The organism is Fodinicola feengrottensis (genome assembly GCF_039530045.1).
GTDB classification, from domain to species: domain Bacteria; phylum Actinomycetota; class Actinomycetes; order Mycobacteriales; family HKI-0501; genus Fodinicola; species Fodinicola feengrottensis.
This window is the reverse complement of record NZ_BAAANY010000045.1, coordinates 39,444-60,466: the sequence shown is the minus strand read 5'-3', so window position 1 is coordinate 60,466 and position 21,023 is coordinate 39,444. Positions and strand designations below refer to the sequence as shown.

Here is a 21,023-nt window from a genome sequence, read left to right as displayed (position 1 = left end):
CGGAATCCGATTGTAACGACGGCGGGGGCTTGACCTGGGCGACGGCCGTACGAACCGGCCGATTGCTAGATGCGGCCGCGGGCAGGTAATGCGCTGATCCAGTCGGCTACTCGGCGCAGGTACGTCGTGGCCACCGTGAGTTGGTCAGCGGCGGGAACGAGAACCGCCGCATGGAAGACATGCGGAAGGCCCTGGTAAATATCGAGCGTCACTGGCGTTCCGGCAGCCTCCGCGGCCGCGGCGAAGCGCCGGGAGTCGTCCAGCAGAAGTTCGTCCGCGCCGACCGCGAGCAGGATCGGCGACAGTCCACCGAGTTCGCCGTAAATCGGCGACTGTGGTGCCACGTCCGGACGCGCCCCGGCCAGGTACTGGGTGGCGATCGGCCCCAGCATCGCCGGGTTGATCACGTCGCGGCCTTCGTTGGCCTTGATGGACGGGCTGTCGCCAACGAAATCGGTCACTGGTGACACCGAAATCACCCCACCCGGCAACGCGTCGCCGGCCGCCGCGAGAACCAGCAGGATCGACAAAACCAGCGTTCCGCCGGCGGACTCGCCGACCAGCAGAATCCGCTCCGCGGGCACGCCCTGATCACACAGGCTCCGATAGACGGCCACCACGTCGTCGATGGCCGCCGGAAACGGATGAGCCGGCGCGAGTCGGTAGTCGACCGCGAAAGCGGGGCGACCGGTGGCCTCGGACAGCCGCTGCGCCATGACCAGCTCCAGCGGCGGGTTGCTGATGCTGAAACCGCCGCCGTGGACGTAAATCGTCACCCCGTCCTCGGGCGTCGGTACTCGATCGGTGGCGGTGATCCACTGGCCCGGCACGCCGCCGGTGCTCGGCAGTACCTCGGACCGGTCCGCCTTCCCGGTAAGCACGGGTGGATCACGAAAGACTGTCGGCAGTTGCGCGCGTACGGCGGCCACCTCGGCGGGAGTGAACGGAACATGGTTAACAGGCATAGAAAAGTCCTTTCTGTAGACGTACGGGAACCGAAAGAGGGCAGCGTAAACGGGCCCACCAACGGTGAAAAAGCAAGGATCTCGACGGCTGGTCAGAACCCAGGCGGTCGAGATGAGGGAAGGAGCCGGAAAGAACTACCCGGCGTCGCTGGCGACCGTAGTCATCGGCATCATCCTCATAAAGTCAGGTGCCACCCGACCGCCGCCGTCCTGGCCAACGTCGCGCAACACGTTGGCTACCTTCCCCCGGAGTTTCGTCCGCTGTCAAGTGCGCGTGACGGCGCCCACGCATGCAGCCCGCGGTACGTGCTGATCTACTCTCGCAAGTGGGGAGGTGCAGATGCCGTCCAATGACAACCCACCGGCCGTCCGGCCGGCCTTCGTGCTGCACGAACACCACAAGCCGCGGCACCATTTCGACCTTCGGCTGGAGGAAAACGGCGTTCTACGGTCCTGGGCGGTGCCTCGCGGAATGCCTCGCGAACCCGGCGAGAACCGGCTCGCGGTCGCCGTTCCCGACCATGACCTCGACCATCTCGACTACCACGACGCGAACAAGAGCATCGCCGACACTGGCTGGTGGGAAGAACACAACCGTACGGACAAACGGATTCTTTTCACCTTGCACGGACGAGCCGAGACCGTTCGCTATGCGCTTATTCAGACTTCCCGTGACTGGCTTGTCCATCGTACGGTCGAACAGCCGTGAGCCGGGCGGCCACTTCGGAGATCTCCAGCCGGGCGGGTTCAGTGTTGTCCAGGAAATCCAGCAGGGTACGACTGAACCGCCCCGGCTGATCACAGTGCGGGAAATGGCCAGCTCGCTCGAAGATCTCCAGCCGGCAGTCGGGAATCACCGACGCCGCCCGCTCGCCGTGCCGCATGGGAATCACCGGGTCGATGCTCCCCCACATCACCATGGTCGGCACATTTTCGGCCAGGTAGAGCCGATCCGTGCCGCTCACCCGCTGGCCGCCGATATCCAGCACACTGCGGGCGGTGTGCAGAAAGGCTTTCCGGCCTTCCGGGTCCGACAGCGACGCGAAATGCCGGGCGTATTCACGCAGCGTCGGCGTGGTCCCGATTTTCCACCGCTGCATCGTCCGGCCCATCCGGCTGGCCGCCGAGATCACCCGGCGATGGGCGATCACCGGCAACACCAGGCCGGCTCCCGGAAGCACCGCTGAGCGCAACACGGGGCTTACCGTACGGCCGAGACCGCCACTGCTGACCAGCACCAGTCGGTCGCAACTTTGCGGGAACTGGTAGGCGAACTGCATCGCTATCCCGCCACCGAGCGAGTGCCCGACGATGGTGGCGTGCTCGTGCCCGAGCGCCGCGAGCAGGTCGCGAACCCCGCTCGCGTACGCGCCAAGAGAATAATCTCCCCGCGGTTTCGCCGAGGATCCGTGGCCCAACAGGTCGGGGGCGATGAACCGGCGGCGGCTCGGGCTCAGCCGCTCCAGGACCGGCAACCAGGTCTCGGCACTCCCAGCGAGCCCGTGCAGCAGCACCACGACTTCGGTGTTTTCGCTGTCAGGCGCGGGTTCCAGCTCGCGATAGCCAACATCGTGGCCGTGTAGAGTAACCGTACGTACACTCACGGTCATCGGTTAGGCCTTTCGATTGGGGTGACATCCACGAGGTTACTCCTCAGTAGGTTTTGCTGCCTGAGGATGTTCCCAGCTGCGGGTTGTTCCTATAGCCTCTTCGTGGCTTGTCCGGTCGATTTCGGCGCGGCCCAACGACGGCGTCGCGGGACTCTATGGTCTCGGAGGTACGCAATGTTGTCGTTTTTTGCTCCCGTCACTGGCAAGCATACGGCCAGATCCGGACGTCGGCCGTTGGTGGCCACTGTGGTGTTGGCGGTGTTACTCGCTCTCTTACCGGCCGTACGAGCGGAAATTCCGGCCAGCGCCGCGCCGGCACCAAAAACGCATTCGGTCACCTGGGATCATTATTCGCTGTCCGTCGACGGCCGCCGGATGTTTCTCTACAGCGGCGAGGTGCATCCCTTCCGGCTCCCCAGCCCCAGCCTCTGGCCGGACGTGCTGGAGAAGATGAAGGCGGCCGGTTTCACCGCTGTCACCGCGTATTTCGACTGGGGCTATGCCTCGCCCGCACCGGGCGTCTACGACTTTTCCGGCGTACGCAACGTCGACGAATTTCTCGCCGACGCGGCGGCCGCCGGTCTTTACGTGATCGCGCGACCAGGGCCCTACATCAACGCCGAAGTCGACGGCGGCGGGTTCCCAGGCTGGCTGGCCCGGATGGCCGGCACGCCCCGAACATCTGATCCACGCTATCTCCAGTATGGCAAGGAGTGGCTGAACCATATCGATCCGATCATCGCTCGGCACCAGCTCACCAATGGCACCGGTTCGGTGATCGCGACGCAGGTGGAAAACGAGATCTACGACTCGGACACCGCCGACGGGCAGAACTACATGGCCGCACTGGCCGCCCAAATGCGCGCTGACGGCATCACCGTTCCGTTGACTGGGAACAATAATTCGGCCTACGTCAGCGGCACGGGCGCGACCCAACTGCCCGGCTTCGACCGCTATCCGCTCGGCTTCGACTGCTCGAATCCCACTGTCTGGCCCAACCAGGTCCCAGACGAAATGGGCACCCATCGGGTGACCCCGAACAGTCCCCTGTTCTTTCCTGAGTTTCAGGGCGGCGCCTTCGATCCCTGGGGCGGCGCTGACTACGACAAATGCCAGCAACTGACCAATGACCAGTTCGAAAAGGTCTACTACGACAACAACATCGCAGCCGGGTCGACGATGATGAACTTCTACATGACGTATGGCGGCACCAGTTGGGGTTTCCTGCCCTGCACCTGCGTCTATTCCTCGTACGACTACGGATCGGCGATCACCGAGTCGCGGCAGATCGGCACCAAATTCAACCAGCAGAAGCTGATCGCGCAGTTCTTGCGGGCAGCTACCCCACTGACGAAAACCGATCAGCTCGCGGTCGCGCCGCCGGACGCCAACGACCTCACCGTGCTCGGGCGGGCGAATCCCGACAACGCCTTCGAACTCCTCACCCTGCGGCATGCGGACACCACCTCGACGGCGACCAGCAAGACGCATCTCGCCCTGGATCTGGCCGGCCGTACCGCCATCAGCAACGACGACCCGAGCCCGGCGATCACGTACTCCGGTGAGTGGACGCACGCGAAGGCGGTCGACTACACGGCCGGCGATTTCGGTGACACCGAGACTTTCGCCAGCGCGGCCGGCGCCAGCGCGTCGATGACGTTCACGACCAACGCCATCCGATTGGTAGGCGCCAAGAGCGGCAACGGCGGCATCGCCGAAATCTACCTGGACGGCACCAAAGCCGCGACCATCGACACGTACGCCCCTGGAAACAAACAATATGAGCAGGTGCTCTACCGGGCGAGCGGGCTTTCTTCCGGGCCGCATACCGTCAAGGTTGTCGCCACCGGTACGAAAAACTCCGCCTCTTCCGGCACTTTCGTGCCGGTGGATGGCATCGACGCGTACGATGCGACCGCGAATGACTTCTACCCCACCGTGCCGCAACAACCTGGCACGAGCATCACGGTCGGCGGCCGCGATTCACAGCTGTTGGTAGCCAACTATCCGTTTGGCGATCAGCGGATGGTCTACTCCACCTCACAACTCGTCACCGCCAGCGAGGGGATCGCGTTGCTGTATGGCGTTCCGGGCTCGGACGGCGAGACCGTGCTGCGCTACCCGAGCCGGCCGCAGGTCCAGGTGCTGGCCGGACAGGCCACCGCCAGCTGGGATCCGTCCCGCGGCGACCTGCGGCTGAACTACCACCACCGGGGGCTGACCGAAGTGCAGGTCAGCGGCGGCGGTCGGCGGCCGGTAAAACTGCTGCTGGCGGACACCACCACCGCGCTGAATTTCTGGCCGGACCAGACCACGGCCGGGCTGGTCCTCACCCAGGCGCCCTATTTGGTGCGATCGGCGCGGACGTACGGCTCGGTGCTGGCCCTGACCGGCGACACCAGCGCGACCACCGATGCCCAGGTTTTCGCGCCGGCAAACGTGTCTCAAGTGACCTGGAACGGGCGTCCGGTATGGTCCAGCCGGCACCAGGATGGCAGCCTCACCTTCCGGCTCACCGGTCCCCCGCCCCTTTCGTTGCCAGCGTTGACCAACTGGAAGTTCGGCTACGAATCGGCCGAGCGGCAGCCGGGTTTCGACGACTCCGGCTGGATCACCGCCGACCACACCAGCACCGGCAACCCGAACGCACCGGGCAGCCTGCCGGTGCTTTACCAGGACGACTACGGATTCCACTCCGGTGATGTCTGGTATCGCGGCCATTTCACCGGTACGGGCAAGGAAACCGGCATCACGCTGGACGGTCAGGGCGGCTCGCCGGCCGGCAGTTGGTCGGCGTGGCTAAATGGCGCCCTACTCGGCACTCAGACCAGCGGCTCCCACACTTTCACTTTCCCGGCCGGGGTTGCCCGTACCGGCGCGGGCAACGTGGTAGCCGTGCTCGTCCACAATGCCGGCCACGAGGAATGCGGCGCGCCGTGCGGGTCTTTCCAAAACCCAAGGGGTCTGCGGACCGGCCAGCTCACCGGCGCGACCACCGCGGTCACCTGGAAAATCCAGGGCAACCTCGGCGGCGAGACCCCGGTCGACCCGGCCCGTGGACCGCTCAACACGGGCGGTCTGTACGGTGCCCGGCACGGCTGGTTCCTGCCCGGCTATCCGGACAGCAGCTGGCAGAACACCACCCTGCCCGATCGCTGGTCGAGCCGTGGGCTGCCGGCCGGGGTCGGCTGGTATCGCACCAGCTTCGACCTGAATCTGCCGCATGGCACCGATGTTCCGATCGGCCTGCAGATCAGCGACCAACCAACCTATCGCTACCGCGCCGAAATCTACGTCAATGGCTGGCTTCTCGGGCTCTACGCCAACGACCTTGGCCCGCAGCACATGTTCAGCCTGCCGACCGGCATCCTGAACCCCAACGGCCACAACACAGTCGCCATCGCCGTCACCGGCTCGGACGCGGCCGGCGGTGGCCTCGGCACCGTCAAACTCGTCCCCTACGGCACGTATTCCGGTGGCGTACCAGTGAAGCAGGTGCCAGCACCGTCCTGGAGCCAGCACACGTACGGCTCGCCCGCCCAGCCGTCGCAGGTCAATCTCGCGCTGTCCAGCCCCACGCAGCTGCTGCACGGAAACGACACCCTTACGGTGAACGGAAAACTCACCAACTCCGGTGCCACCTCGACCGCGGCGACCCAGGTCAGGCTGGCCGCCCCAGACGGCTGGACGGTCAGCCCGGCCGATCCGATCGCGGTCAGTGCGCTGCCGCCCGGCGGGCACGCCGATCTACAGTGGACAGTGCACGTCCCGGCCGGTCTCACCGCGGGCAGCTACCAAGTCGCCGCTACCGACCTGGGTGGCGGCACCGCCGGCACCGCGACTTTCGCCGTGCCGTACCCAAAGATCGCGGATGCCTTCAGCAACAAGGGAATCTCCGATGACGCCCAGCCCACGACCGGCGATTTCGACGGCGCCGGCTACAGTTTCTCCGCGCAGGCGCTGGCCGCCGCTGGCCTGACTCCGGGCGCGATCGTACGAGCCGCTGGAGTCGATTTCACCTGGCCGACGGCCACGCCAGGGCAGCCCGACAACGCCCCTTCCAACGGACAGTTGATCGCGGTCAGCGGACAGGGATCGACACTGGGGTTCCTCGGCGCCAGCAACTCCGGCAGCCCGAGCGGCACCGGCACAGTTTTCTACACCGACGGCACGACAGACACTTTCAGTGCCGGGCTTGATGATTTCTGGTTCGATCCGGGCGCCGAGAACACCTCGGTGGCCGCGATGCCTTATGTCAACAGCCCCACCGGCCGTTATGACCACACCGTACGGATTTTCGCCACCACCGTCCCGATCAACCCGGCCAAACGGGTCGAGGCGGTGGCGCTGCCCGGGATCAGTGCGGGCTCGGCCGGCCATTCCACCGCCATGCACATCTTCGCGATGGGAGTTGCCTAACGAGGCTCCGGGAGAATCCCGCGAGCGATCGCGACCGTCACCGCGGCCGTCCGGTCTTTCACCGACAGCTTCTCGAAAATTCGCATGACATGGCTTTTCACCGTTGCCTCGCTGATGAAAAGCTCCCGGCCGGTCTCCGGATTGGACAAGCCACGGGCGATGCAGCGCAACACCTCGGTCTCCCGAGGTGTCAGCTGTATGCCACCGCGGACGTGGTTGACCAGTTTCGCCGCCACCGGCGCGGCCAGCACGGTCTCACCGCGGGCGGTCGCTCTCACCGCCGCGGCCAAATCCTGCCGTGGCGCGTCCTTGAGGAGATAGCCAGTGGCACCGGCGGCGACCGCGCGGGCGATGTCGCCGTCCGTGTCGTAAGTGGTCAGGACGAGCACGGATCCGTGGCCAGCGGCCACAATTTGCTCGGTCGCGGCCACCCCATCCAGGCCCGGCAACCGTAAATCCATCAGCACCACATCCGGCCGGCACTGGGCCGCGGACCAGACCGCCTCCTCGCCCGAGCCGCATTCGGCGAGCACCTCGATGTCGGGTTCGCTGGACAGCACCGCCCGCAGTCCGGCCCGTACGATCGGATGGTCATCGACGAGAATCACCCGCACGGTCATAGTGGAAGCGCCACTCGTACGACGGTGCCGGCGACAGCGTCAACGTGCATTTCTCCGCCCACCTGGGCCACTCTTTCCCGCATGCTCACGAGCCCGAAACCGGTAGCTCGGACTGGATCAAAACCACAGCCATCGTCGGCGATCCGCAGGACCACCTCCGCTGATTCGTACGCCAACACCACGTCGACGTGTTTTGCCTTGGCGTGCTTGCGAACGTTGGCCAGCGCCTCCTGAGTTGCCCGCAAGAGCACCACTTCCCCGCTGGTCGCGAGCGGGCGGGGTTCGCCGGTGACGACCAGCCGTGACTCGACCGCCAACTCCGGACCAATGCGGTCCACCAGCTGACGCAATGCGTCCGGCAGCGACGCGTCGCGCAAATGCGGTGGGCCGCTCGCGGCCACCATTGCCCGCGCTTCGGCCAGGTTTTCCTGGGCCGTCTTGCGGGCATTGTGCAGATGCCCCAAAGCTGCCCTATCGTCCTTGCCAAGTTCGGTCTCGAGAGCCTCCAAAAGCAGCAGGACACTGGTAAATCCCTGCGCGAGCGTGTCGTGGATCTCCCGGGCCAGCCGCTCCCGCTCAGCCATCGCGCCGGCCCGCCGGCTCAGCTCGGCGAGCTCCGCGCGGGTCGCCGCGAGCTCGGCGATCAACTCGGCCCTGCGCTTGCTTTGCTCGATAATCCGGCCGATCCAGAATCCCAGAACCGGCGCCACCAGCATTCCGGCGATCGCGACGACCAGGACATCGACCGAAAACCCGGTCCAGCGCACCATCGCGAGGGCAGTGGCGATCACGCCGACGACAGTGGCGGCAAGCGCCTGCCGCAGCCGGAGCATGGACCAGATGTGCGGGTAGAGCATGCATAACATCACCGCACCGAAAGGCACTATGGCGTACAAACCAACGGTGAGCGGAAGCGCCAGCGAAACATAGAGCAGCCCACGGCCGTGCCCGCCACCGTGCATCAACTTGGTGCCTATCGCGGCGTACCAACAACAGAGCGCCACAAGGACGACGAGACCACCCCACCGTTGCGCCGGACTCACAGTGTCGTCAACGAAAAACAGCGCGCCGGTGATCGCCGCGAGCACCCCGTACGCGAGATACCATCCGCGCGCCACCCGTTTCCACTCGTGCCGTTCCCCGGCCGGCGCATTCACCACCACAGCATGACCGACCCAACGGCCGGTTGGCTATCCAACTGTCGTTGGAGAAACCGTCCCACCGGTCGGCGACTGCCGGCCAACCGCCGAGCGGCCCACGCTAATGAGCCATGACCTCACAACTGTTCACACGGATAATGACCGGCGTCACCGTTCTCTACGGAATTCTCGTCGCCATTTACGCCCTCCTGCACGGGCCTAACCTCGGCCTGGTCAGCCTCATCGGCGCCCTGGTCGTCGGCGGCGGCTGGATCCTGCGCGGCCTCATCTGGACCCAGCACCGAAGCTAGTGGTCTGCCTGTGATTTGGCCGGCCAAATCACAGGCAGACCACTATGACGGCAGCTGTACGCGGTAGCCGCCGGCGCTGAGCGCGGTGAGCAGCTGGGCGGAGTGGTCGGTGCCCTTCGTCTCGACCCGGAGCTCCACGTCCACCTCGCCAAGGTGCAGGTGTGGGTCAGCACGCAGGTGTGAGACGTCGAGGACGTTCGCGCCTTCTTCGCCGACCAGCGTGAGCAGCGCGGCGAGCGAGCCGGGCCGGTCGTCGAACTGGACCGTGAAGGAGAGGTAGCGACCGGCCGCGGCCATGCCGTGCTCGATGACCCGAAGCAGCAACAACGGGTCGATGTTGCCGCCGGAGAGCACCGCGACCACCGGTGGGGTGAAACGGTGCGGCTCGGCCATCAGCGCTGCCACCGCCGCCGCGCCGGCCGGCTCGACAACCTGCTTGGACCGCTCAAGCAGCAACAAAAGCGCGCGTGTGATGTCCTCGTCGGAGACCGTCACGACGTCATCGACGAGGTCGCGTACGTGCGCCAACGTCACCTCGCCAGGACGGCCGACGGCGATCCCGTCCGCGATGGTGGTCATGGCGGCCAGCGCGACCGGCTGGCCGGCGGCCAGCGAGTCGGGGAAGGCCGCCGCGCCCTCGGCCTGCACGCCCACGACACGTACGTGCGGGCTGATGGCCTTGACCGCGGCGGCGATGCCGGACAGCAAACCGCCGCCGCCAGTGGCCACCACGATGGTCGCGACCTCCGGGCAGGCCTCCAGGATCTCCAACCCAGTGGTGCCCTGACCAGCGACGATGTCCGGGTGGTTGAACGGGTGAACGAGGATCGCGCCGGTGTCGGCGGCGAACCGGGACGCAGCCACCAGCGCGTCGTCGACGGTCAGGCCACGCAGCCGTACGGACGCGCCGTAGCCCTTGGTCGCGGCGATCTTCGGCAACGCCGCGGTGGTTGGCATGAAGACCGTCGACTTGATGCCCAGCAGCTGCGCGGCCAGCGCCACTCCCTGCGCATGGTTGCCAGCGCTCGCGGCGACCACGCCCCGGGCCCGGTCGGCCTCGCTGAGGCGCGCTATCCGCGTGTACGCACCGCGGATCTTGAACGAACCGGTGCGCTGTTTGTTCTCGCATTTGAGGTAAACCGGCCCGCCGAGCCGCGCGGCCAGCGGTGGCGACTCGTCCAGCGGAGTCACCCGCACGATCCCGGACAGCAGCTTCTGCGCCGCCTGGATATCCGCCAGCGTGACCAGCTCTTCAGCACCCATCCGCCGATCGTCTCAGAACGAACGACCACCGCCCGCCCGCCCCCGGCGTTTGTCCGCATCGACGCGATGCGTGCGCTGAACCTTGGTGGCGGCCAATTCATACAGGGGGTACGACATTTTCGCGCTGTAGCGACTGCGGTTTTAGTGCACTATGGATGTATGACGACATCGAGATTGATGCGGTCAGGTGGTCGGACAGAGCTGACGGTTGATCCGTCGCAGTTGCGGTGGATCTTGTCCGCTCGGGAGTCCACTGACCGTGAGGAGCAGGTGGTCAACCAGCTTACTGACCTGCGGAAATTCGTGAAAGACATCGGCGGGACGATTTTTCGTGAGGTGCCGGAGAACGCGGTCTCGGCGACGAAGAAGACCCGCAAGTTGCTCCCGGATGGCACGTACGGGTGGGAGGTCAAGCGTCCGAAGTGGGACGCGATTTTGACGGATCTGCGGCGCGGCGAGGCGAACGCGTTGGCGGTGACCGATGGTGACAGGGCGTTTCGTGATCCTCGGATGCTCGAGGATCTGGTCGACGTTGTGGAGTACTACGGCGTGCACGTGGCGTCGATGACCGGGAACATGGATCTGACCACCGATGTCGGTATCTCGGCGGCGCGGCGGCTGGTGGACCAGCGCAACACCGAGTCCCGGAACACTTCCCGGCGGGTCACGGACGGCAAGCGGCACGCGGCCTGGAAGGGCGGCAAACACGGGGGCACCCGACCGTTCGGCTGGCGCAAGGATCAGATCCGGCTCCGCAAACGCGAGGCGAAAATCCTCCAGGAGGAGTTGCCTCGGATCAAGGCTGGGGTGACCGCGTTGACGTTGGCCAAGGAATGGAACGCCAAGCAGATCCTGACCGCGACGGGGAAACAGTGGCGCGCGTCCACGGTGGCGGCGATGTATCTGGCGCCCCGGATGTGTGGACGGGTGAAGTACCGCGGCGCGGTGCTGCGCAACGAGGATGGCAGCTATGTCCGTGGCGAGTGGCAGCCCATGATGAGCGATGAGGACTACGACGAGATCGTGCGCCTGTGGCGTCCGGAGACCGCCACCGACAAAGACGCCGACGACGATACGGGCGACGACGGCCAACCCGCCACCGCCGTTCGACGCCCGGCCACGCGATCCCGGTTGCGCGCCAAAGGGCGCGGGTACCGCACTATCTACTTGCTGTCGCCGTTTATTCGGTGTGGGAAGTGTCAGGCGCGGGTCATCGGTTCGACCCGGCGCCGTGCCGATGGGTCGCTGGTGGCGATTTATCGGTGCCCGTCCAGTGGTCAGGGTGGCTGCGGTGGGGTGTCCCGGAAGGCCGAGGACATCGACATGTTCGTGAAAGCGGCCGTGATCGCCGACCACCGCCGGAACGCGATGCGACGGGTGCAGGACCTGCCGCCGTGGCCCCGCACGGCCGAGTTGAAGGCGTTGCAGGGCCGGATCAAGGAAGCCACCCGCCGGTACGAGGCCGGTGAATACCGCGACGCGTCTCGTTACTTCTCGTCTCTGGATCGGATGGAAATCGATGAAGCGGAGCTGAAAGCCGAACTGCGCGCCTACTCCCGGGAACAGGACGCGCGCCGCAGCATTGTGGCCGATCTGGAGGCCCGATGGGATACGCCCGAATTCACCATGGAGGAGAAACAAGCCGCCGTCGCCAAGAGCCTCACCGCCGTCATCCTGCTGCCCGCCAACAAGGGCGTCGCGTTCCATCCTGACCAGATCCAATTGATCTGGCACCAAACCGACGGCGGCTCCTAACCCAAGCCGGATGTCGATCGTGCGTTTCCGCAACCTCCAGAATGCGCGGAAAGTGTCGTACTGCTGACGTAACGTCAGGATTGTGGGCGAACCAGGTGGGAGTAACGCGGGCGGCGATGACGCCTTTCGGGTGTGGACGTACGCCCTGAACTGTTGCCTGGATGACGAGCATCCGCCCGAGCAGGCCGGTGCCGACCAGCAGGCGTTGATCAACGACTATGTCGATTTGATCGTGGAGGAGCTGGAGGCAGATCCTGATCGGCTCGCCGCCGCAGCTGCCCAGTGTCGAGAGCGAGCTGACCAGGACACGGCCGCCGGTTGTCCACCACATCATGGCGATGTCTGGGGCGCCTACCTTGCCGAGCTGGGCGCCGCGCGAGTGCGGACAGCCGGGGCGGATACCAGCTCCCGCAAGCGCGAGCGTCTGCTTCGGCAGATACACCAACGCTCGACCCCGGCGGCGTCGTCGACCCTCTGGGATCGACCGCGGCAGTGGGCTCGTAACTGGCGGTGGCTGCGCAAACGGCGCCGCCTCAATCCAGTCTGGTGGTGGCGACGCCACCAGCTCCGACGCGCCCTCACGTTCGAGCACGCACGTCGTGCTGACGACATGCTGATCGTTGTCGCCAACCTGCACGGGGACGCCATCGGCAAGATCGGTTTCGAGTCCTGCGCTATCTGTCAGCGCGGGCTGGTCTGCAAGGTAGAGACCTACCCGCCGTACGACGGGTACGGAATCGGTGGCTTGCTCGTCGATGCTGCTTTGGCTGCGGGTGGTCGACCCAGCGACGGCTTCAGTTGGTACACGACCGGGCAGTACGCCGACGCACGCGGATTCTGGCGCACGATGGCCCGCCGCCACCGAACGCCCTTCAGGTCGGGCTCAACGGCGGCCTGCGCGCACATGCGGTCCACCACAACCGGTACGTCGGACGAAAGGAGCGTGCGGCTCGATGGCGCATTGTGACGTGTGCTGCCTGCGGTTGTCCCTGAACAAGGACAAAACGCTGCCCAAGCACTACACAGACTCCAGAAGCATTTGGGGCGGCCCTCAAACGGCCTGTCCCGGCTCCGGCACAACCCGATACACGCCTGACCGCGATCGCAGGTGGAAGTGCAGAAGGCCACTGAGCAAGCAAACCTGCACCTGCTGCCATCGCAGACCCCTCACGTTGAACAAAAACGGGAAGTTTCCAAAACACCGAGCACTAGACGGCAGCAGATGTTCCATGTCAGAAGCAAACCACCCTCGTTAACGGGCGGCAGAGGCGACGAAACGAAACCAGCGGCGACGCGCGAACCGCACAGGAGGACGCGCAAACAAAGAGGCGGCTCGAGACCCGGACACACGATCATCAAGATGGACATTGATGTGGTCAGGATCTGGTGATCGTACAGCCACTCATGATGACCGGTCACGAAAGGTGATCGACGGAGTAGAACGAAGTACGTCGCGAGCAGCCGTAGAAAACACACCTCCAAGATAAGGAGAAAGAAGATATATTCGTCGGACTCTTCGCTCCCACGGAGAGTCTACGCTGACCTGCGAATATATCGGCCAGGAGCGCGTTGTTGCTGCATGATTGGGTACAGCCCTCGGTTTGTACCCACATCTGATCCCAACCTGGGGGGAACTCGTACCCCAGATCTGCGGCGATTTCAGATCAATTCCAGTCGGGCTGCTAAGTGTCATCGCTGCACCAGGCGTCCTAGCAAAGGGTGAAACTCAATATGCCCCACAGCATCACCCTCGCCTGGCGCCTCCTGCCCACATGGTCGAGGGTGTTGTCAGCCACGTAAGCCAGGTACCTCTTCACTGGTGAGGCAGGTGTCCGCGTCCGCGTCCGCGATTTGTCACTATGCCCAGCCATAGATCGGCCGCTCGGTTGAGGCGCAGGTGCCCTTTGGCCCTTCTATCCGGCGAGCACATTGGCGATGATTATGGGATGGGGAACGTTCCGTTTGCGGCATGTTGGGATCGGCTCGATCGTGCCGACAAACATCGCTACAGCTTAGTCGAAGTCTGGAATGAGTACATCGACACCAGTCCATTCGATTTCACATTCGAACACCAAGGTGACGGTGTGCATATCCTGCAAGCTTGCCAGAGCCGCCCTATTCCGGTCGCTTTCGCTCTCGAGCTGGGTGAATGGCTATACAACTTGCGTGCATGCCTTGACTACACAGTGTGGGCGGCCTGTGCACACGTCACGGGCCGCTTGCCGCCTCCAGATGAGGGCATACTTCAGTTCCCCGCATACGACACACCGAAGGCATGGAACAACAACATCCACCGTCTGAAGCATTTGGATGAGCCGCACCGGGACATGCTCTTGAAGATGCAGCCATTCAACAACACTTCAGGAGCTAGTGTCATTGCCGTGATAAATGAGCTGGCGCGTATTGATCGGCATCGGCGGTTGACGATCAGCACGACATATTTAGCCGAGATGGAGCCAGTTGTCTCGGTGCCGCAGGGCTGTGAGGTGAAACTGCAATGGGGGCAACGTCTGCTCATTAATGGAAGAGCCGATCTGGCGAGGATTACTATTTCTCCGTGGCGAGACGGATTTGCCGCCGAGATCAATCCGAGGGTCGGCATTGATCCTGAGGTGGCAGAGTGGCCGAACCTTCCATTTTGGAAGACCATCAGACTTACTGATCGCCTTATGATGGCGCAGAGTTTCGTGGAGAGTGTGGTTGCCGCATTCGAATACGATTGTACCGGCGCGAGTCGCCGAGCCGACCTTCTTGCAGAAGACTACAAGAACGAATGTGCCCGCCGCGAGTACCTCAAAGAGCCTGTGACGCCCACCAACAAGCCCGTTTGGGATCCTCCGATCGGGGCCATTTCGAGCACGCTGGAGAGATTCAATGGCGAGTCTTTTCCACGGGGTCCCGGTCCTGCTGAGAGCTGACACGGTCGCCGACGTGATCCAACTCGGCACCAGCAACAAGATAAGGAAGAGACAACCTCCTTCCTTGACTCATCCGCGCCGCAGCGGACTGGCAGGGTCGTTCATCCGTGACAGAGGCGTTATATTGCAGCGCGCGCCGGATGCGGTACGCTAGCGCTTCCTTGAACGTGTGAGCTTGCCTTCAAAACAATCTCGGCCCCGGGCTTCTTTCCGGGCTGGTCAGGTGTCCGAGTCGGTGCCGGATTCGGTCTCCATGTCGTTGTCGAGGGTGAGGCCGTAGATGCGCGCGACCCCTCGTGCCCATTCCAGCGACCGAGGCGGGGCGTTTTTTACCTGTTCGCGCGCCCATTCCTCTGGGCTCGGGATCGGCTTTCTGGGTGTTGCTGCCTGGGACTTGTTGGCCCTGCGGGGAATCGGGTTTCTCGGTCGAGGTATGTGCGGCGGCTTGGTCGCGCACGGGTCCTGCGATCGTGGGCAGTCAGCGTCGCTGTTGCCGGCCTGCGGCGGGTCGTTGGGTGTTTCTGCTGGTGTGGCGTGGGGGTTGGTCATGGCTCACCCCACGGAGACAGCATCACGGCGGTGTTGGTGACGGCGGCTTGGTGGAACGGAAGGCCGAGGTCGGGGTGATGGTGCGCGTCGGGTCCGTGCTCGGGGAGCTGGTGCAGGCGCGCCCGAAAGAGGCTGCCGTCGTATTCAGTGCCGGTGGATTGGTGGACGGCCCAGATCGGTCCTGCGGGGCCGTCTGGATGGCCGTGGTCGCGGGCGGCTGTGGCGACCTCGATGTGGTGCCGTTGACGATCCAGTGCGGCTCTGAGGTGGGTTTCCCGGGTGGTGCTGGGCAGCCAGAACAGCACGATGCCCGCGCGGGAGGCGTTGACGTGGTCGTAGGTGAGAACTTTGTCCACGAGGGTGGCGATGGGTTCGGTGCCGGTGTCGTGCTCCAGCATGAACCGCACCGCGCGGCCCTCGGCTTCGAAGCAGCCGTAGGCGTCGGGTTTGATCCGGGCGTACATCTCGCTCGTCAGAGCCTGGACCTGTCCGATGGCAGTACGTTCGGGCATCCACAGCGTTAGGCCGCCGGGTTGCCCGCCGGGGCCAGTCAGGTCGGGGTGGTCCCGGTGGTAGCCGGCTAGGTCGGTGAAGAAATCGTTGATGCCCAGCAGGTGACGCAGCTTGGGTGAGAGCAGCATGCCGTCGTTGCGGTGTTTGTACGCGGCTCGCCGGGGTGGCTTGTCGCCCAGTTGCGCGGTCATGAGGCACGCGCCGCGGTATCCGAGGGTGAATCGGGTGGGATACGTGCCGCCGCCAGAGAGCGGCGGACGTGCCCGCCAGACCAGTTCCAGCTTGACCAGTTCCAGCAGCCGCGCTTGCGCACGCCGAGCGGAGGTGAATTCCAGCCGGGCCAGCTGGTCGATCGTGAGCACTCGGTGCAGAGCCAGCAGACCCAGGATGCGGTGATCGCGCGGCATCAGCCGCGCCCACAGCGCACCGAACGCCTCAGGATCACGATCGGCCCGCTCACGGCTCCCTCGTCGCGCCGATCTGTGCCCATCATCGCGCTGCCGGTTGCGTCTTCCTCCGTCGCTGCGCCGTCCTGTCGGCTGCGATCGCGCCGACAGTGACGAGCGCAGAGGCTGTCCGACGGGCTGCTGCCCGCTGGCACCGTCACTGTCACGTCGTGGAGCTGACTGTGGTGTGGGAGCAGGAGCTGGCTGTTGAGGCTGTTGAGCAGCGGTGGTGTTGTTTGTTTTGTTGTGTACTTCCTTGGAGAGAGAATCTATTGGATTCTGTCGGGCACTACTCACGGCCGGCCCATCATGGCTCTGACCTGGGCGTATCAAGGTGTTTCCGTCGGCGGGTGGGGCGGCGGGTCCTGGCCGCCGGCTGGTCGCCGGGCCACCCGCCGATCCACCCGCCGGGCCAGCCGCGCCGACCGTGATCGGCCCAACGGCAGATGTCCCCATCGGGGACATGTGGGTGACTGACGGACGAGCGGCAGCGGGCACCGGGCCGAAGAGTCCGAGGATGGCGGGGTGTGCGGCTGGTCGCAGACCGCCGCTGGAGGTGCCGGGCATCAACATTACGACCGCCTCCCGCCGCTGTCTTGGCTGCCGGTCTGTCCGCGGTGGCGGAGCTTGTGGAGGCCGGGTAGGTGGGTGAGCGGGTTCGCCCATGCGTGGGTGGGTTGGGTGAGGATTTTGAGGAGCTCGCAGGCCCGTTCGTTGGACACGGGTTGCCCGTTGCGGCGAATCTGGTCTGCCAGGTTTTGCCGGGTGAGTTTGTGACCGGCGGTGGCGAGCTGGTCCCGGGCGGCCCGCGCGGCCGGCAGCAGCGCGCGTACGGCGGGATCGGGCTCACTATCGGCCCGCGTGGCCGTTCCGCTGGTGGCGGTGGTGGGTTTGTGGCCGAGCAGGGTGGCCATGATTTTGATTTCGCCCAGCAGGGCGATCGCGGGCAGTGCGGCGAACAGGTGTGAGAGCGTGTCGTCGGCTTTCGGGCTGGACAGCCAGTTCACTGCGACGCTGACGAGGACGATCACGACCAGGAACGTCCAGGCCAGCACGTTCGTGGCCTGCCCGTCGCGTTTGCAGTAGAACAAGTACAGCGTGACGATGACTTCGAAGCCGTCGATGAAAAACGGGTACACCAGCGCCGTCCAGTCACTCTGGCCGTGCTGGACGGCGAACGTGACGATGTGCTCGTATGTCACCGCGAACGTGGCAGTGGCCGTACCGGACAGCAGCAACGCTACGACCCCACGAAGTGACAAGCACGCCGCGAGGAACGCAGCCCACCGTCCCGGACCTGGCGGGAGTGGTCCTGGTTGGTGCCGTGGCGAGACCGATAGGGCTGCCGTGTGGGTCGGCGCGGCCGTTCGCGCAACGGACCTGGTACGCAGCGGGGACTGCGGCGCTTGCGCGTTCGGGGAGACGGGTCGGCGCGGGGCGGGGACCTTGGGCGGGTCATGGCTAGGGTCGGTCGACAGGACTGCTCACCGCCCTCCTGGCGCGCCGGGGTCCCGCGAGAAACCCGGCGAGGGTGCTGCGGTGCGGCGCGCGTCCACCGACCGGCGCGGGCCGGTCGATCGCGATGCGGTTGTGGTGACCCGTGGTGCTTGTTGCAGGGCTGTTCATGGCGCTCCTCCTTGTGGTGGTACGACATGCCAAGGCCGCCCGGACGCGGCCGAGGTCACATGTGTGGTGGACGCGCTTCGAGAGGAATTCCCTCAGCGCGTCCGCCGATGGCGTAGTGCGGTGTTCGTGGTCTCCACCGTGCACGGAATTCCCCGCGCGGCGACGGGGAACACAAAGGGGTGGATTGGCGTCAACGGTGAACCAGAAAACAGTCATTGGCAAGGACCCGAACGCATGAATTTTCGCTTGAACACATCATGAACACGCACGCGAACACCCCGTTCGCGGCGGCAAATACCCGCATTCGACGAACACCTGGACGTCCATGATGTGTTCAGGGTCTGACCTGCGGTTTCTCTCATTCGCGACCTCTCGCGACCGTCACCGTTTGGGTTACCGTTTCGGAGGCATGGAAAGCGGTCATCCGAACGGCCCGACCGACACATTAATTTTCTCTCCGGCGACCGCTACCGAACGCGAGCCGATAAACCGGCTGGGCAACCTTGGGCTAATAGGTTGACGAAATAGTCGCTGCGCAGTCGGCGGGAGAGAGCCGCAATGCCGCACGCTGCTGCAGGAAGCCGTTTTCGCTGTTTTCGCGGGTCACGGGTTGGACTGTTCGTGTACTCCTTTCGAGATGGTCACCTTTTCGCGCGGGGGCAACCGGGTGTCAGGATCTGGTGCTGGCCACGTTGCCGCAAACGGGGTTCCGCTCGTTATCTAATAGCGGCGTTCGTGGCCAATTCAGACACTCGCGTCACAGGTTGCCTGTGGAGGAGATCTGGTGACCGTCGCGCGAGGTCAATGGCGGTAAGGACGCGGGTAGCCAGGGCATAGGCAGCGGGTAGCTCCCCTGGTCACCGCGCCACGGGCGACCCGCTACGGATCCACGACCGCGCGACGCAATCGGCGACATATCGGCAACACCGCAGGTCGCGGCCGGCGCGACGATGCAGAGTGCGACACAGGTGCACTCCACCGTTGCGATGGATGACCAGCTCCTTGGAACCACGTTCGCAGCCGGCAGCAAGTTTCTCTGGCCAGCGTGGTCGTAGATCAGTCAGCCACGCCCATCCGGACTATGCGACCCATCTGACCTGCGGCAACGCCATGGCCCACGGGGCTCTGTCTGGACCCACCCCACAAGCCACCCGTTGAGCCAGTCACGGAGCCTGCCGGTGAGCGACTCCGGTACGGGCTGATTCAGCTGGCCAGAGCTGTCTTCACCGCTTCTCGCGTCAACGCCACAAACCGGGGAACGGCAATCAGATCAGCGCTCTGCCCAGCGGTGTGCCCCGCGATCACCCAGCGACTAGAACGCCGGGGAGACCGCTGCCCCCCGGCATGGCCATGAGCTGCGCGAACACAACCGCCGACGGCGGCGTACAGACCGAAAACCCTACTGGTCACCTTCTCTGGCGGACACAGGCCGCGCAGAGCGCTAAGGCGACCGCCTTTCCATGGGATTTCACTTACCCGCTCAGCCCTGCTGTGATGTGCGTTCTGAAGGGCCTACAGCGGCCCGTAGCGGCCCTCATCGCTCCCGTCCCACGTCCGTAACCGCTTGACGTCTGGGTTCTGAGCCTTGAACGAAGCGACGGTATTGGGCGACACGCCGGCATTCACGAGCGGGCGGCGTTCTGCGCGACGAACGCCGCGTCAGCGACCCGTGTGCGGCCTCCACTTATACAAATGCCTCAAAAATTCGGAAAACCGAACATTCATCTCCGGAAACTGCTTCCGGTTGCCCCGCTCACGAGCTGGCCAGGCCGCATGCTGATCCGCTTGCCCGTTAGACGTGCTCCGGCCGTCCCGGCTGCGGCTGGTCGCCGAGCCCGGCACAGTGGCGACGGAGGTGACTGTGCCGCAACGCCGGACCAGTCCAGGACCGCTGAAGACACATTGCGGACCGCGTGAGACTGGTCCCGGACCGATCCCGGCACAGTCAGACTGGTCCGGGACCAGCCAGACGTTGTGAGACTGGGACGGGCCGGCGTCGGAGCCGGCGGTAGTGGACCATCGCCAAACAGGCCCGCTATGCGTGCGCTCGCAGCGGCGGCACTCATGCGACAGTGGCCCCGCAAGCGCGGGTCTGCGCTTGCGGGGCCGCGTCGGTCAGCTCTGCGGGCTATCTTTCCTGGGGTTGGTCGCAGTCGTCGACGGTGTGGCGGCCGGCACCGACCCAGCAGGATTCATGGACTGGAGTGCAGCAGTTTGTCGAACCACGAGCGATGACCACTCGTGCTGCCGCAGGGTGTAGTGGTCGCGGATCTGTTCGCGTGCGTTGTCTGGATTGATCAGGTCGCCAGCTTTGGCTATTTGAGGCCGGGAGTCGCAATCAGGCCGGAGAGCTGTGCGAGTTTTTCTTGGATGGGCCAGTAGTAGACCCAGGTTCCGCGGCGTTGGCAGTCGACCAGGCCGGCCTCGCGGAGCACTTTGAGATGGTGGGAGATCGTCGGGCCGGTGAGGTCGAATGCCTCGGTCAGGTCGCAGACACAGCTTTCCCCGCCGGCCGAGGTGATCAGGGACAACAGTCGCAGTCGTACCGGGTCGCCGAGTGCCTTGAATGCCTTGGCGAGGTCGATGGCGTCATCTGGTGCCAACGGGGCCGTGATGAGCGGCGCGCAGCAGCCGCCACCGACTGTCGTGATCACGTCCAGCTGCGCACTCTGTTTTGACATACGTCTATCTTGACATCTCTCGAATCAGGAGGCAAGCTTCGACGAGCCAACTGTTTTGATGGTTGTCTATGCAGAAGGAGAGCGTGTGAGCGACGTTGAGTTGTCTGCTGGCGGTTTCGCCGGTGATCCGGCGGAGGCGTTCCAGCCCGCGGCTGCTGGCGGGTGTTGCGGTAGCCCTGTGCCGGCAACGCAAACGGCGAGCGGCTGC

At 64.8% G+C, this 21,023-nt stretch carries 14 protein-coding genes; 6 read left to right on the top strand and 8 right to left on the bottom strand.

All coding sequences use genetic code 11. From position 1 onward, the window contains the following. Positions 1 to 65: 65 nt before the first annotated feature. Complete coding sequence (locus ABD301_RS40350; protein ID WP_344315304.1) at positions 66 to 965, bottom strand: alpha/beta hydrolase; 900 nt, start codon at positions 963 to 965, stop codon at positions 66 to 68. Between the two features lie 340 nt (positions 966 to 1,305). On the opposite strand from ABD301_RS40350, the gene ABD301_RS40345 reads away from it, so the two are divergent. Beyond that, positions 1,306 to 1,674, top strand: a complete 369-nt coding sequence (locus tag ABD301_RS40345) for a DNA polymerase ligase N-terminal domain-containing protein (RefSeq protein ID WP_163573090.1) — start codon at positions 1,306 to 1,308, stop codon at positions 1,672 to 1,674. Here the strand turns inward: ABD301_RS40345 and ABD301_RS40340 are convergent. Further along, positions 1,622 to 2,575 carry an alpha/beta fold hydrolase gene (locus tag ABD301_RS40340; protein WP_163573089.1) on the bottom strand — a complete coding sequence of 318 codons (954 nt, stop codon included), beginning with the start codon at positions 2,573 to 2,575 and terminating at the stop codon, positions 1,622 to 1,624. The two genes, ABD301_RS40345 and ABD301_RS40340, sit on opposite strands and share 53 nt — an antisense overlap. 258 nt (positions 2,576 to 2,833) lie before the next feature. Here ABD301_RS40340 and ABD301_RS40335 point away from each other — a divergent pair, with 258 nt between their 5' ends. Further along, positions 2,834 to 6,994, top strand: a complete 4,161-nt coding sequence (locus ABD301_RS40335; protein ID WP_344315303.1) for a beta-galactosidase — start codon at positions 2,834 to 2,836, stop codon at positions 6,992 to 6,994. On the opposite strand, the gene ABD301_RS40330 is transcribed toward ABD301_RS40335, so the two are convergent. After that, positions 6,991 to 7,614: a response regulator gene (locus tag ABD301_RS40330; RefSeq protein WP_344315302.1), complete on the bottom strand. Its 624-nt coding sequence runs from the start codon at positions 7,612 to 7,614 to the stop codon at positions 6,991 to 6,993. The genes ABD301_RS40335 and ABD301_RS40330 overlap by 4 nt on opposite strands. After that, on the bottom strand, positions 7,611 to 8,771 hold the full coding sequence (locus tag ABD301_RS40325; protein WP_344315301.1) for a sensor histidine kinase: 1,161 nt from the start codon (positions 8,769 to 8,771) through the stop codon (positions 7,611 to 7,613). The genes ABD301_RS40330 and ABD301_RS40325 overlap by 4 nt, the downstream gene beginning before the upstream one ends. Before the next feature lie 113 nt (positions 8,772 to 8,884). Between ABD301_RS40325 and ABD301_RS40320 the strand changes: the two genes are divergently transcribed. Then, entirely contained in the window at positions 8,885 to 9,064 is a 180-nt protein-coding gene (locus ABD301_RS40320) for a hypothetical protein (protein WP_344315300.1), read from the top strand. A 42-nt stretch (positions 9,065 to 9,106) separates the two neighbouring features. Here the strand turns inward: ABD301_RS40320 and ilvA are convergent, their stop codons facing one another. Further along, complete coding sequence (gene ilvA / locus ABD301_RS40315; protein ID WP_344315299.1) at positions 9,107 to 10,327, bottom strand: threonine ammonia-lyase; 1,221 nt, start codon at positions 10,325 to 10,327, stop codon at positions 9,107 to 9,109. 159 nt (positions 10,328 to 10,486) lie between these two features. On the opposite strand from ilvA, the gene ABD301_RS40310 reads away from it, so the two are divergent. From ABD301_RS40310 to ABD301_RS40300, 3 genes are all read left to right on the top strand, one after another. Beyond that, on the top strand, positions 10,487 to 12,082 hold the full coding sequence (locus ABD301_RS40310; protein ID WP_344315298.1) for a recombinase family protein: 1,596 nt from the start codon (positions 10,487 to 10,489) through the stop codon (positions 12,080 to 12,082). A gap of 82 nt (positions 12,083 to 12,164) precedes the next feature. After that, positions 12,165 to 13,049, top strand: coding sequence for a hypothetical protein (locus ABD301_RS40305; RefSeq protein WP_344315297.1), 885 nt, complete (start codon positions 12,165 to 12,167; stop codon positions 13,047 to 13,049). A 979-nt stretch (positions 13,050 to 14,028) separates the two neighbouring features. Next, the gene (locus ABD301_RS40300; RefSeq protein ID WP_344315296.1) at positions 14,029 to 15,000 is read left to right on the top strand and encodes a hypothetical protein; all 972 of its coding nucleotides are present in this window, start codon (positions 14,029 to 14,031) and stop codon (positions 14,998 to 15,000) included. A gap of 545 nt (positions 15,001 to 15,545) precedes the next feature. Here the strand turns inward: ABD301_RS40300 and ABD301_RS40295 are convergent. The 3 genes from ABD301_RS40295 to ABD301_RS40285 all read right to left on the bottom strand — a co-directional run bounded on the left by ABD301_RS40295 (position 15,546) and on the right by ABD301_RS40285 (position 20,815). After that, positions 15,546 to 16,469 carry a replication-relaxation family protein gene (locus ABD301_RS40295; protein ID WP_344315295.1) on the bottom strand — a complete coding sequence of 308 codons (924 nt, stop codon included), beginning with the start codon at positions 16,467 to 16,469 and terminating at the stop codon, positions 15,546 to 15,548. Between the two features lie 611 nt (positions 16,470 to 17,080). Continuing rightward, positions 17,081 to 17,770, bottom strand: a complete 690-nt coding sequence (locus ABD301_RS40290; RefSeq protein WP_344315294.1) for a DUF2637 domain-containing protein — start codon at positions 17,768 to 17,770, stop codon at positions 17,081 to 17,083. A 2,679-nt stretch (positions 17,771 to 20,449) separates the two neighbouring features. Beyond that, the gene (locus ABD301_RS40285) at positions 20,450 to 20,815 is read right to left on the bottom strand and encodes an ArsR/SmtB family transcription factor (protein ID WP_344315293.1); all 366 of its coding nucleotides are present in this window, start codon (positions 20,813 to 20,815) and stop codon (positions 20,450 to 20,452) included. Positions 20,816 to 21,023: the final 208 nt, after the last annotated feature.

Excerpts from the sequence above, each read along its gene's own strand:
- ABD301_RS40310 (WP_344315298.1), top strand. The coding sequence starts at position 10,487 with ATGACGACATCGAGATTGATGCGGTCAGGTGGTCGGACAGAGCTGACG.
- ABD301_RS40295 (WP_344315295.1), bottom strand. The coding sequence starts at position 16,469 with ATGCCGCGCGATCACCGCATCCTGGGTCTGCTGGCTCTGCACCGAGTG.
- ABD301_RS40340 (WP_163573089.1), bottom strand. The coding sequence starts at position 2,575 with ATGACCGTGAGTGTACGTACGGTTACTCTACACGGCCACGATGTTGGC.
- ABD301_RS40345 (WP_163573090.1), top strand. The coding sequence starts at position 1,306 with ATGCCGTCCAATGACAACCCACCGGCCGTCCGGCCGGCCTTCGTGCTG.
- ABD301_RS40320 (WP_344315300.1), top strand. The coding sequence starts at position 8,885 with ATGACCTCACAACTGTTCACACGGATAATGACCGGCGTCACCGTTCTC.
- ABD301_RS40285 (WP_344315293.1), bottom strand. The coding sequence starts at position 20,815 with ATGTCAAAACAGAGTGCGCAGCTGGACGTGATCACGACAGTCGGTGGC.
- ilvA (WP_344315299.1), bottom strand. The coding sequence starts at position 10,327 with ATGGGTGCTGAAGAGCTGGTCACGCTGGCGGATATCCAGGCGGCGCAG.
- ABD301_RS40330 (WP_344315302.1), bottom strand. The coding sequence starts at position 7,614 with ATGACCGTGCGGGTGATTCTCGTCGATGACCATCCGATCGTACGGGCC.
- ABD301_RS40300 (WP_344315296.1), top strand. The coding sequence starts at position 14,029 with ATGGGGAACGTTCCGTTTGCGGCATGTTGGGATCGGCTCGATCGTGCC.
- ABD301_RS40350 (WP_344315304.1), bottom strand. The coding sequence starts at position 965 with ATGCCTGTTAACCATGTTCCGTTCACTCCCGCCGAGGTGGCCGCCGTA.